General features: G+C 61.3%; 10 protein-coding genes and 1 pseudogene. 1 reads left to right on the forward strand and 10 read right to left on the reverse strand.

Features of this window, described 5'->3' with window-relative positions; all coding sequences use genetic code 11:
• The 8 genes and pseudogenes from BMY06_RS30605 to BMY06_RS30640 all read right to left on the reverse strand — a co-directional run.
• Positions 1-314 (reverse strand): annotated as a pseudogene (locus tag BMY06_RS30605) (amidohydrolase family protein); the annotation flags it as partial.
• 71 nt (positions 315-385) lie between these two features.
• The gene (locus tag BMY06_RS30610) at positions 386-1,357 is read right to left on the reverse strand and encodes an ABC transporter substrate-binding protein (RefSeq protein WP_065058852.1); all 972 of its coding nucleotides are present in this window, start codon (positions 1,355-1,357) and stop codon (positions 386-388) included.
• A gap of 832 nt (positions 1,358-2,189) precedes the next feature.
• Entirely contained in the window at positions 2,190-3,161 is a 972-nt protein-coding gene (locus BMY06_RS30615) for a LysR substrate-binding domain-containing protein (RefSeq protein ID WP_074986964.1), read from the reverse strand.
• Between the two features lie 97 nt (positions 3,162-3,258).
• Complete coding sequence (locus tag BMY06_RS30620) at positions 3,259-3,789, reverse strand: carboxymuconolactone decarboxylase family protein (protein ID WP_074986886.1); 531 nt, start codon at positions 3,787-3,789, stop codon at positions 3,259-3,261.
• 46 nt (positions 3,790-3,835) lie between these two features.
• The gene (locus BMY06_RS30625) at positions 3,836-5,815 is read right to left on the reverse strand and encodes a tripartite tricarboxylate transporter permease (RefSeq protein WP_237181539.1); all 1,980 of its coding nucleotides are present in this window, start codon (positions 5,813-5,815) and stop codon (positions 3,836-3,838) included.
• A 144-nt stretch (positions 5,816-5,959) separates the two neighbouring features.
• Positions 5,960-6,814: an amidohydrolase family protein gene (locus BMY06_RS30630; RefSeq protein WP_065058849.1), complete on the reverse strand. Its 855-nt coding sequence runs from the start codon at positions 6,812-6,814 to the stop codon at positions 5,960-5,962.
• Between the two features lie 117 nt (positions 6,815-6,931).
• Positions 6,932-7,963, reverse strand: coding sequence for a Bug family tripartite tricarboxylate transporter substrate binding protein (locus tag BMY06_RS30635; protein ID WP_244144257.1), 1,032 nt, complete (start codon positions 7,961-7,963; stop codon positions 6,932-6,934).
• A gap of 300 nt (positions 7,964-8,263) precedes the next feature.
• Entirely contained in the window at positions 8,264-9,178 is a 915-nt protein-coding gene (locus tag BMY06_RS30640; RefSeq protein ID WP_231957476.1) for a LysR substrate-binding domain-containing protein, read from the reverse strand.
• Between the two features lie 326 nt (positions 9,179-9,504).
• Between BMY06_RS30640 and BMY06_RS30645 the strand changes: the two genes are divergently transcribed.
• Positions 9,505-10,521 carry an ABC transporter substrate-binding protein gene (locus BMY06_RS30645; protein WP_074986889.1) on the forward strand — a complete coding sequence of 339 codons (1,017 nt, stop codon included), beginning with the start codon at positions 9,505-9,507 and terminating at the stop codon, positions 10,519-10,521.
• Between the two features lie 66 nt (positions 10,522-10,587).
• Here the strand turns inward: BMY06_RS30645 and BMY06_RS30650 are convergent, their stop codons facing one another.
• A complete protein-coding gene (locus BMY06_RS30650) occupies positions 10,588-11,727 on the reverse strand; it encodes a porin (protein ID WP_074986890.1) in 1,140 nt (379 codons plus the stop codon).
• 287 nt (positions 11,728-12,014) lie between these two features.
• Positions 12,015-13,202: a porin gene (locus tag BMY06_RS30655; protein WP_321869720.1), complete on the reverse strand. Its 1,188-nt coding sequence runs from the start codon at positions 13,200-13,202 to the stop codon at positions 12,015-12,017.
• Positions 13,203-13,234 lie beyond the last annotated feature (32 nt).

Genomic DNA, 13,234 nt, shown 5'->3' on the forward strand with positions numbered 1-13,234 from the left:
TCCGGATAGATATCGCAGACGCGGCGCACGAGGTTGTTCGACACTTCGGCCCATTCGAGGCTGGTGCGCTCGTTGCCGAGGTGATGGCTCATCAGGCCGGCGATCGGCGAGAACAGCGTGAGGTCGCCGCCGCGCTCTTTTTGCAGGCGCAACTGGCCGTTGCCGACGCCTTCGCGGATTTCGTCGTCGCTCACGTGCGCGCCCGAAAGCGGCGGCGCGTTGGCCGGGTCGTTGGCGGCGGCGATCTGCTTCGCGCGCCAGTCGCGGAACGAAGCGGGAACGGTCGTGAAGTGACCGTGGCAATCGATGATCATGTTGGGTTCCGTCCGGAAATCTGGGGCGTACGCGCGTGGAGCGCGTACTCAGCTAGCATCAGGCGCGAGGCTTACACGCGCGGATCGACGAACAGCTCGTCCATGGCCATGCGGCGCGGCGTGAGGCCCTGCTTGAACGCCGTGGCTTCGAGCGCCTCGATGGTCTTGCGGTTTTCCTCGATGCCGTACGGCAGCGGGTCGTGACCGACGATCTTGCGCAGTTCCAGATACTTCTTGTTCTTCTTGTCGTTCAGTTCACCCGCGTCGAGCTTCGCGAGCCAGTCCTTCTTCGCCTTGTCGAAAGCGTCGTAGATCGACTTGGCGACCCACGGATGTTCGGCGAGCACCGAATCCTTCACGACGATCGTGCCGTGCATCGGATAGACGCCCGTGCGTGCGTAGTATTCGGCTTCGAGTTCGGTGGCGTTCGGCAGCAGATCCGGGTAATCGGCTTCGACTTCCTTCCAGCCGCCCGTCGGGTCGCCGGTGCGGCCGATGCCTGCGTTGCCGTGGAAGCCTGCGACGAGTTCGCCCTTGGCCATCATCTCGGCGAGCGAGGTGCCGGCCGGCGTGTGGATGACGTTCGAGGGCAGCTTCAGTTGCGTGACGTGTTCTTCGTCGTCGACGACCCAGGTGACCTTCGAGGTGTCGAGGCCGAATTCGTCGATCAGCACCTGGCGCGTCCACACGCCCGTCGTCACCGAGTAGGCGCGCACGCCGACCTTCTTGCCTTCGAGATCCTTCGGCGTCTTGATGCCCGCGTCAGGGCGCACCAGCAGGCCCTCGTGATGGAAGCGGCGCACCACGAAGATCGGCAGCGCGACGAAGGGAGCGCCATAGGCGCGCGCGATGATGTAGGTGGTGGGTGCCAGTTCGCAGACATCGAATTCCACGTCGCGGACCATGCGGCGGAAAGCGCCGATCTGCGGCTGGACGGTGATGAACTCAGCGTCGACGCCTTCGATGGGGATCGAGCCGTCGCGGATTGCAGCCGTGTGCGGGTGGTCGGCGATGGCGAGCGTCAGGTGGACTTTCTTGGTCAATTGAGTCTCCGTTGGAGTTAGGTGTCGGGCTGCGCGTGCTGGTTTGGTTCGCTTGCCCTTTTTGCGCGATCCTGCGTTGGTGGAATCATCTTGCTATGCGGCGGTTACGTCTATTGAATTAACCTGCGGGGGGGTTAACTGTTTGGTAAAGGCCCAGCTGGGCTGGTGTTTTTGGGGGGGCTTTTTTGGGTTTTTTTGGGTGGGTTGAGGGTTTGGTTATAGGGCGCTTTTTTGGGGCTGGCTCTTGGTGGGGTTTTTGCGCTTTGCGTTGAATCCTGTTTTCGTGGCGGTATGCTCGCGTTGCCCCTGTGCGGGGCGGCACCTACTTTTCTTTGCAGCGGCAAAGAAAAGTAGGCAAAAGAAAGCCGCTCACACCGCTAATGCTTCGCCGTGTTTCACTCGCCCTCCCTCGGAGTGGTGCAGGAGCATCCGTCACCCCGCGCCCTCACACGAAGTGACAAGGCTCTCTCACATCCCGTTGCGCGCAAAGCGCGCAACGGCCGGGTATGCATGGGAAACCAAGGGTACTCATTGATTTTTCGGGGCACTCGCAAACCTCCGGTTTGCTGCCATGCCCGACGGGGCGCGAAGCGCCCCCGGATGAATGACGGCTTTGTCACTGAGTTAAGTGGTGCGAGGTGCCGGATGCTCCGGAACCACTACCTGCGAAGGTGCGGGGTGAACGGCGTCACACTGGCGGTTTGAGCGGCTTTCTTTTGCCTACTTTTCTTTGCCGCTGCAAAGAAAAGTAGGTGCCGCCCCGCACAGGGGCAACGCCTGCATACCGCCACGAAAACAGGATTCAACAACCAAAAAAAAACAAACCCAAAAATCAGACACCAGCATGCGCCCGAACAAGCCCCCGACTCCCCTCCCCCTTAAGCCTCTCAGCCACCTCCCCCAAACAATCCACCATCAACATCGCACTAGGCGTAAGCCCCCGATTCCGATTCCACAACACCCCGGCGGGCCGCAACAACCTGGGCAAACTCAACGGCAACGTATGCAAAGGCTGCGCCGAATCCCCAGCCGGCGTCCCGGCCATCACCGCGATAAAGTCGGAAATCTGCAAATGCGCCCGCGCCACATGCACTGAAAGCGTCTCGATGTAGTTATTGGTCAACGGCACATCATGCGCTTCGAGCGCCCGCTCCAAAGGATCCCGCAATATCGACCCAAGCGGCGGCAATATCCACGGAAACGGCCGCAAATCGGCCCACGTCACCGTCTTGCGCCGTGCAAGCGGATGATGCCGCCCGGTCATCAACGTAACCGGCTCCTCGATCAGTTCCTTCTCTTCGAAACTGCCAAGCGTATCCGGCGGCGGCAAACGCCCCACCACCAGATCGAGCCGTCCCTGCCAAAGCTCGGGCAGCAGCGACGCCGTCGTGCCCTCCGTCACCATCACATTCGTGCCAGGCGAACGCTGCTTCAACAAAATGAGCGCCTGCGGCAATAACACCGAGGCCGAAGCCGGCAACATGCCGATATGAATCTTCCCTTCGGTTCCCGAACTCAGCGCCTTCAATTCATCGCGCGCCTGATGCAGAATCGTCAGCATTTCGCGCGCGTGGCGAATCAGGCAATCGCCATATTGCGTCGGCACGAGCCCTTGCGCCGTGCGCGAGAAGAGCGTCAATCCTATGCCGCGTTCGAGTTCGGCCAGAGACTTCGACACAGCCGGCACCGTCACGTGCGTAACGTCAGCCACCTGAGTCAGATTGCGGTAAGTGTCGATCGTCACCAGCAGGCGCAGATGCCGCGCCTTCAGGTTGATCTGCAGGTACCAGTCGAGTGCGGACACGTAGCGGTCCTCCGCGGTTTCACCATCGCTTGCGGGCAATATGCACAGGCAGCGGCGCAGTCATCTCTGCACGCCGCTGCACAGGCCTTCGTATCAATCATTCCTTGGGTTCGAGCGCGTGCAGCGTCATGCCCAGAGAAATCGACGTGAAATAGCCCACCGTCACCAGCAGCTCTGCGATCACGGCACGGCCCAGCACTGAGTCGTAGCGCGCAAAACGCGCGTCGTCGATCTGTGCGCCTGCAAGAATGTCACTCACCGCGTCGCAGACGAGTCCAAAGCGGTCTTCGCCGACTTTCGGACGGCGTTTCTCCACGATCGCATTGACCACCGCTTCCGGCACGCCCGATTTCAACGCATGCCGCCGATGATTCGCAATCACATAAGGCGAATTCCAGAAGACCGCCGTCGCGAGAATGGCCACTTCGCTTTCCGCTTCGCTCAACACCGGCGAGCGGTCGACGTGCGTGCCGATAATCTCCATGCCCGCCGCGAGATTCGGGTTATGCAGCCAGATGTTGAACGGCGTGGGAATGCGTCCGCGCCCTTCGCCCAGACGCGCAATCACTTTCTTCTGCTCGTCCGACGCCTGCTCCGGGTCGATGCATTCGAGTCGGTTTTTCGTCATGGTATGTCCTTGCACTATGCGTCGCGCTTGCCAAGAGCGCGCGAATTCAGAAAAGGCTGCTCGGCCAGGGAATATGGATGATCTGATCGAACACGCCGTAAATAAGCGCCGTCACGCAGGCTGCGAGTATCAAACTCAGCTTCCACGACTCGCGTCCTTCGAGACGCATATACGCCACGATCACGATCGGCACCGTGGGAATCATGCCGATCAGCGACATGCAGACGAGAAACGCCACGAACCAGCCGAAGAATTTCGCCGCGCGCCTCAGCGTCACACTGTTCGGCAATATTTCACCGTGATCGCCCGAGACATCCATGTGAATGCCGCCGCCCGCGCCTGCCGCGCCCGTCTTCGCCGGCACGAAAAAGACCTTGTAAAGCAGGCTCGTCGATCCCGCGATCACGAGAATGCTCGCGATCACCGTCGGGCCGATACGCGCCATCAGCAGCCAGCTTTGCGACGTCACCAGCATGTACGCGCCAATGCCGATAAAGAACACGTAAGCGAGATCCTCGAGCTTGAATGCGATCTTTCCGCTCGGGCGCATGCGTGCGAGTTCGCCGCTGCGCAGCGCGTTGAATAGCGGCCGGAAGAACACCAGCGCGGCCAGCGCGAGCAGCACCATCACGACCGGTCGCGTCACCCAGTCAGTGCCGTAGCGCACGAAGGAGATGGTCATATAGCGCTCCATCAGCACGCCCAGCACAAGGCCGAGAATCACCGGCGGACGCGCCCACTTCAAGCGCTTCATCGTCCAGCCGATCACACCCGCGATCAGCAGCACAAAGAGATCGCCCCAGCTACGCGAGCCCTGAAACGCGCCCACGTAAATGATCGGCATGATGACGGGCAGAATCAGCGTGTAGCGCAGCGTCGAAATGCGTGCGAACTGGCCGCTTAGCAAAAAGCACAGCCCTGCGCCGAAGATATTCGCGAGCGCAATCGACCACACCATCGAATAGGTGAAGTCGAGGTGCTTGGTCAGCATGTCGGGGCCGGGAATGAAGCCGTGCACCATCATCGCGCCGAGCAGAATGGCCTGCGCCGCGCCGCCCGGTACGCCGAACGACAGCATCGGCACGAGGCTGCCGCCTTCGCGTGCGTTATTGGCCGCTTCGGGGGCGATCACGCCACGCACGTCGCCGGTGGTGAAGGTCAGCTTCGCGTTCTTCGAAGTCTGCAGCGCATGGCCGTACGCAATCCAGTCCGTCACCGCGCCGGTAATGCCCGGCACCACGCCGAGTAGCGCGCCCAGACCGCCGCAACGCAGGACCAGAAACCAGTTTCGCAGACTGTCGATCACGCCCTGGCGCATGCCTTCGCGCGAGCTGAATTGCACGTTCTCCGCAATCGCCGTGCGTCGAATCGCGAGTTCGCACAATTCCGGCAGCGCGAAAATGCCGAGAATGATCGGCACCAGCGGAATGCCATCTTGCAGATACAGAATGCCGCCGGTCCAGCGCATTTGTCCCGTTTCGACATTCGTGCCGATCATGCCGACCAGAATGCCGAAGCATGCCGCCACCACGCCGCGCAACGGCGCGTTGCCCGAGAGCGCCGCGACCATCGATACGCCGAAGATCGTCAGCCCCAACATTTCCGGCGTGCCGATCGACAGCACGAACGGACGCACCAGCGGCAGCGACACCGCCAGCATGAGCGCGCCGATCAAACCGCCAAGCAGCGAGGACGTATAGCACGCACTCAACGCGCGCGAGGCTTCGCCGCGTTTCGTCATCGGCAGGCCGTCGAGCACCGTCGCCTGCGAGGCCGCGTGACCCGGCACGCCGAACAGCACGGCCGGAATCACGTCCGATGTCGTGATGACCGACGCCATACCGAGCAGCATCGCGAAGGCGGCGTACGGGTCCATCGTGTACGTGAACGGCACGAGCAAGGCAAAGCCCGTCAAGCCGCCGATGCCGGGCAGCAAACCAATCGCGAGGCCGACCATCACGCCAAAGACGAGAAAGATCAGTCGGTTGAATTGCAGTATCGTCGACAGCGCATGGCCTGCTGCCATTAACGTTGCGTCGTTGAAAAATTCCATGCGTCATCCCGATGAAAGAGCCCGCACGGCCCGCGTGATTCACGCCCAGGCCGCGCTGTGAAGATCGAGCAAATCGAAGCGCGGATAGCCGCCTCGACCGTCGAGATCACGACGAATTCAGCCAGCCAGCTGCGGATACAGCACCTTCGCCGTGCGGCCCCAGACCCACGCGCGCTCCTCGTCGCTCAGCGCCGCGAAACACGCATTGCCCTGCTCGATCAGCGTCTTCAGCGGACCCGCCGAAGCGGGGTAATTCGAGCCGAACGCCAGATGGTCCGCGCCAAACACCTTCACCAGATGCGGGAAAAACGCGTCAGCGCCGCCCGGCGAATTCTGCGCGATATCGAACGTGCGCGGCGTGATTTTCAAATACACGTTGTCGTATTTCGCGAGCGCGAACAGATCGGTGCAACGCGCATACGGCGGACCGTCTTCGAGATCGGGACGGCCGCAATGATCGAGCGCGATCTTCACGGACGGAAAGCGCTGCGCCAGTTGCGCCACCATCGACAAACCCTCGGGCGTCGTCTGCACGACCATCGTCATGCCGATTTCCGCGCAGCGCTCCCAGATCGGAAACGTCGCCGGATTCACGAGCCAGCTACCGTCGCTTTGATGCGTCGCGCCGCCCGTGAACAGGCGAATGCCGCCCATGCCGTTCGCGAGCCAATGATCGAAGGTCTTGAGCGCATCCGGCGCGAGCAGATCGAACGAATACACGCCGGTAAAACGCTTCGGGTCTTGCGCCACGCTGTCGGCCACATAGGCGTTGTTGTGGCCGTACGTGGTCGACGAATGCACGATAGCGGCCTTGGCCACGCCCGCTTCATCCATTTCGGCGATCATCTGCTCGAACGTGACCGGACGCGTCGCCGACCATTTCGAGCGATGACCGCTTTGCGGCGCAATCGGATAACGAACCGTATCGGTCGAAATGATATGCGGATGAATGTCGATGATTTCGTGTGTCATGCGATGAACCTCTCGGTGATTGACGGTCATTCACCCCGAGGAGGCTCATGACGTACGCGATTCAAATTCGGGTCACGGCCACGCGCGGTGCGTAACAGGCGCGCGGCCGTGCCGTAATTAATGGGCGCTGAATATCAGCTTGCGGGCGCTCTCGATTTGCGGCGCGGGTGTGGCGTAGAGTTTGCTGACGATCTGCTCGACCGCATTGCCGTTAATCGGATCGATCGGATAACCCGATTTCTTCATCGCGTCGATAAAATCGGTGTCGACGATCGTTTTGGCAAATGCCGTGCGCAGCGCATTCAAACGGTCTTGCGGCACGCCTTCCGGCACGGCAATCGGGCGCCCCGCATCGAACGGCATCAGGAACAGATTGAACAGCGCCTTCACATTGGGATCGGTGATATAGCTGCTCAGATTGGGCGCGTCGCCAAACGGCGCGGGACTGGTCCAGCCCAGATGCAGCAGCACTTTCATCTTGCCGTTCGCGAGCAGGCGCACCGGTTCGCCCTGCTGCAAGCCATCGAGCGTCGAGGCCCAGCCGTCCACTTCACCACGCTGCATCGCGAGATACACCTCGCCGCGTCCGGTATAACCGGGCACGATGCGCATTTTCGCGCCGAGATATTCGTCGAGCAGCGCGGGCAGCGTGCGGTCTTCGTTCGCAAAACCCGTTGCGCCCACATACATCGTCTTCTTCGTGAGATCGTTCATGGACGTCACGCCCGAGCGCGACATCGAGACGATGCAGTATTCGACCTTGTTCAAACTGCCGAGCCAGCGCACCTTGCGCGGATCGAAACGGTTCTGGCGCGGATCGAGCAGCGGAATATAGAGGTTATTACGCTGGAGGAAGCCGATCACCGAGCCGTCGTCCGGCTGCCGGGTTTGCAACGACGCGGCGGCCACCATGCCGCCCGCGCCCACGACGTTCATCACCACCGCGCGCGGTTTGCCGGGAATGTAATTGACGAAGAAGCGCGCGAACTGGCGAGCGATGATGTCGGTGGGCGTGCCCGCGTCGGCGCTGACGACGATCGTCAGAATCTTGCCGTGATAAAAGTCTTCGACCGACTGGCCAAATGCGGGTCCGGTAATCGCCATCGCGGCAATGCCCAGAAGCGCCGCGCACGCACGTATTGCGGTCATCCACTTCATGCTCGTACCTGTCTCCGCTCATAGTCCGCGATTCGCCGTTAGCGGCCTGCATCGCTTTGTCTGCGTTCATCGAATTAGTGAACGCATTCAAATTCTGCCAGCCCACGGACAGGGGTCAATTGAGAAAATCGGCCCCGGGTTTGAGCAAACGGTTAAGGCAAAACGGGAATCAACAGGGCACGCAAAGCGGATCGATACACGAGCGCGGACGCGCAAAGGCGAGCCCGCTCGAACGGCGGGCGGCAGGATAAACAAGCGGTAAAACGGCGGAAAACCCGCGAAAAACGGGCGTCAGGCCGCCGCTTCGCGCGTATTCGGGCTTTTGTCGGCGAGCCGTTGCGCGGCTTCTTCCAGGCATGCCACCATCAATTGCGCGCTGGGCGTCAGGCCGCGATTGCGATTCCACAGCACGCCCGCGGGACGCAGCAGTCGCGGCAGGCTTAACGGAAGCGTATGGAGCGGTTGAGTGGGATCGTTAGCCGGCGTGTCGGCCATCACGGCGATGAAATCCGACACCTGCAAATGCGCACGCACGACGTGAATCGAGAGCGTTTCGATGTAATTATTCGAGAGCGGCACGCCATTCACTTCGAGCGCGCGTTCGAGCGGGTCGCGCAATATCGAACCGGGCGGCGGCAAGATCCACGGATAAGGATGCAGATCGGCCCATTTCAGATTCTTTTTACGCGCGAGCGGATGATGCCGACCCGTCACCAGTGTGACCGGATCTTCGAGCAATTCTTTTTCTTCGAAACTGCCGAGCGTGTCGGGCGGCGGCAGGCGGCCCACCACGAGATCGAGGCGGCCTTGCCAAAGCTCGGGCAGCAGCGAACCGGTCGTGCCTTCGATCACCACCACGTTAGTGCCCGGCGAGCGCTGTTTCAGCAGGCTCAGCGCTTGCGGCAGCAAGACCGAAGCCGACGCCGGCAGCATGCCAATATGCACCTTGCCTTCCGCGCCCGAACTCAAGGCCTTCAATTCGTCGCGCGCCTGATGCAGGATGGTGAGCATGTCGCGCGCGTGGCGAATCAGGCACTCGCCATAAGCCGTGGGCACGAGGCCTTGCGCGGTGCGCGAAAACAGCGTCAGTCCCATCCCCTTTTCGAGTTCCGCCAGCGCCTTCGACACCGCGGGCACCGTGACATGGGTGACGTCGGCCACCTGGGTCAGGTTTCGGTACGTATCGATCGCCACCAGAAGATGCAAATGCCGCGCCTTCAAGTTGATCTGCAAGTACCAGTCAAGCTCTGACAAGTCTCCACCTCTGCCGGTTTTACAACTTCGTTAAGTCTCGAGCCATTTTACTCAATTGCCTCAGGGGACAGTTCGCTGGCACGATCGCGCTGCGCGCCGTGGCCCCGTCCCCGTTGCCCGTCGTTGCCGCTCGCAGGCCGCTTGAACACGCGCCCGGCGGGGCTTTGCGCCCTCGCCGCGTCACGACACGCCAGGCGGCGCGCAAGGGTTATCCCTGGCGAATTCGATTCGCTGACTCAACCACGATACGCCGGCCCACCGGCATGCGGAGACATCCGATGACACCATCATTCAGCCGCCGGCGCTTTCTGCGCGGTGTGGGCCTGCTGGGCGCGAGCGTGGCGGCGAGCGGTCTGGCCGCGCCTTACCTCGCACGCGGCGCGAGCGCGCCGATCCGGATCGTCAGCAATCCGGGGCTGGAGAACGCGACGCTCAATGCGTTGATGGACGAACTCGGTTATTTCAAACGCTTCGGCGTGAATGCGCAGATCGTCGAGATTCCCGGCGTTCATGGCCCGCTCGACGCCATGGCGGCGGGCTCGGGCGACGTCTGCATGGTGTCGGGCTACAACCTCGTGCTGTCGCGCATTGCGCAAGGCGCGCGAGTGAAGATCGTCGGCGCAGGCATGAAGCGATGCGCCTTGACGGTATTCGCGCGGCCAGACGGCGCAACAACGCTCGCGGACCTGAAGCACAAAACGGTCGCCGTCGGGCCCGAGCGCGGCTTGCTCCATTCGCTGATGGTGCAGCTTTTGAAGGCACGCGGCATCGACTATTCGCAGGTTCGTTTCGTCGATAAAGGCAGCAACGACGATTGTCACGCGGCCGTGGTCAAAGGCGAAGTCGACGCGAGTTGTTCGAGCATTTCGCATTTGAACGATCGGGATGGACTCGTGGTGATTAACGACGGCAATATGTGGCAGGCGCTGCCGCACTGCATTTTCCAGACCGCCTACGCCTCGGACGACGCGATCCGCAACAAGCACGACGACATGGTCGCCGTCATGGCCGCCTATGGCGCGCTCTATGAATTCCTGATGTCGCCGGATTCGCGCGACGCCTTTTTCGCCGCGCGCAAACACGCGCAGAAACGCTTCGACGCGGAATCGGCGCAAGCGATCTGGCATTTCAACGAAACGCAGCGTCCGTATTCAAAAGATCTCGCGCTGACCGAAGCCGATATCGGCTATCTGCAGGATATGTATATCGGTCTCGGCAGCCTCGATCGCAAACAGGCTTTCGCGGAGGTCGCCGATATGTCGGCGGCGCGTGAAGCGGCGAAACTTCTCGGCTGACTTGAGCGATTCAATGCCCGGAGATCACGCGACGCGGCAATCTCCGGGCTGCGCCACGCAGCCCACCTAGAACGTGTGCCGGATACCCGCAATCACGGAGAGTTGCGAGCCGCCGGCCGGCGGCGTCGCCGTGGGCGAAATGGTCGTGGCCGAGAGCGCGAGATTGCCGTCATTGTGAATATGCTCGGCGGTCACATAGAGGAAGGTGGCTTTCGAAAGCAGATATTCGCCGCGCAGCACGAAGACCAGCGCCTTGTTTTCGGAGTGATCGTACTGTAGATGCGCGACCATGCCGTCGACGTACAGGAACGGCGTAATCGGCACCGTGCCGGTCACCCAAAACAGATTGCTCTTGGGCGTGGCAATGCCTTCGTCGTCGCGGCGAATCCAGCCCACGCCGAATTTCGCACCCTTGAACTTGAAATAACCGCCCAGCGTAAAGCGGCTGTCGGTGAGTTTCGGCGACGTCAAACCGCCCCACGTGGCCGATGTGCCGCCGTAATTGCGCTCATACGAACTCGCGACGCCCCAATAACCGCCGTCGTATTTCATCATCGCCGAATATTCGCGGCATTGATTCGACGGCGACGTTTCACCGGGGCAATTAGTGGCGACCGAGCTGTTACCCGATTCCGCGTCGCGGCCAAAGCTGTAATTCACACCGCCTTCGAGCGCACCGGAAAAAAAGCGGTAACTCATGGAATTGTCGGCGCGTGCGTTGGCAATGCCGTTATCGAGCGTCGTGAGGCCTTGCGCGCCCGTGCCGAACGGGTTGATGAACGACGTCGCGAAGAAGCGCATCGTGTATTGGCGACCGAACGTGATGCGCCCGAACGGGCCGTCGAGGCCGACATAGGACTGGCGGCCGAACAGGCGTCCGCCCTGCCGCGACGCGCCGTTATTCGGCTGAAAGCCGCCCTGCAAATCGAATATGGCGCGCGTACCGCCGCCCAGATCTTCATTGCCGCGAATGCCGAAATACGAGGTGGCGGTACCGTCGCCTTCACGAAACGCACTGGTGGTGGCGTTCTTGCCCTTGGCCACGTTGTTGACGTATTCCAGACCTTGATCGATCAGGCCGTACATCGTGACCGAGCTGGTACCGAAAGGTTGAAACTGGGCCGCGCTACTGCCGTCGGCCAGAGCACAAACGGGCGTCATGCTCATCAACGCCGCGCCCGCGCATAGTGCGGATCTACACTTCATGATCGTCGCTGTCTCCAGGATTCGAGTCATCGCAGGCCTTTGCGGCTCATCGGCGCCCATCTGAGCGCCGCCGTGACTCATGTAATCGCTTTGTTTGTAATGCCCTGAAATTTTGCCTGTGCAGCGCCACCGGTCTATTGAGAAAAACGGCCGGTCATGTGAGCAAATGGTTAAGGCGCGCGTGTCGCGGAAAACGGAAAGTGGAAACCACCCGGCGCACAGTCATGCCTGTGCGCCAGGTACGCTTGATTGAAGAATGAACGCGCGCGAGTCGCGCCCGGCCTGAATTAAAACCGATGCCGGATGCCCGCGATAACCGACGTCTGAGAGCCGCCTTCGGGCGGCCCCACGACCGGAATGATCGTACTGGCCGACAATGCGAGCGCGCCGCTATTCTTGATATGCTCGCCCGTCACATAAAGCGCCGTGTTTCTCGACAGCGTATAGACCGCGCGCAATACGAATATCACGGCTTTATCGGGCGTGTGATCGTATTTGAGTTCCGCCACTTCGCTGTCGAACGAGAGCGCCGGACTCACCGGCACAGTGCCGGTTACCCACACGAGATTGCTTTTCGGCGTCGAAATACCTTCGTCGTCGCGACGGATCCATCCCGCGCCAAAACGCGCGCTGCGAACATTGAAATACGCGCCCAGAATGAAGCGGCTGTCCGTGAGTTTCGGCGATGTGAGGCCGCCCCATGTCGCCGACGTGCCGCCGTAATTGCGCTCGTATGCGCTGACAACGCCCCAGATGCGGCTTTCGTATTTGAGCAGCGCCGACCATTCGCGGCATTCGTTCGACGGCGACGTCTCGCCCGGGCAATTGGTGGCGACGACGCTGTCGCCGTCCACGGCATCGCGACCGAAACTGTAATTCACGCCGGTTTCGAATCCGTCGATATGGTAGCGGTAGCTGATCGAGTTATCCGCGCGCGGATTCGCAATGCCGTTATCGAGTGTCGTCAGGCCTTGCGCGCCGAATCCGAACGGATTGATCGGCTTGATCGCATAAGCGCGCATCGTATATTGGCGGCCGAATGTCAGGCTGCCGAAGTCGCCCGCCACGCCCACATACGATTGCCGCCCGAACAGGCGCCCGCCCTGGCTCGCCGTGCCGTTGCTCGCCTGAAACCCGCCTTCGAGATCCCAGATGGCGCGCAGGCTGCCGCCCAGCGCTTCGTTGCCGCGAATGCCGAAGAACGAAGTGTCCGTTCCCCAGCCGGTTCGCAGGCTGCTGGCCGTGCCTTTGCCCACCGCCTGCCCGGTAATGTATTCGACGCCTTCGTCGACCGAGCCGTAAAGCGTCACGGTATTCTCGCCGCCCAACACCCACGGCGGTGATTCCGTCGCCCATGCCGGCGATGAGTCGATGCATGTTCCAATGCATGCTCCAATAAGCGACGCACAGATAAAAATCGCGGACCTGTACCTCATGGCCGTCTTTATCCTCATGTAATAGTGCACGCAACGCATCCGTGCGACGTGTGTCGCCGATGCATTGCGTT

The organism is Paraburkholderia tropica, assembly GCF_900109265.1.
GTDB lineage: Bacteria > Pseudomonadota > Gammaproteobacteria > Burkholderiales > Burkholderiaceae > Paraburkholderia > Paraburkholderia tropica.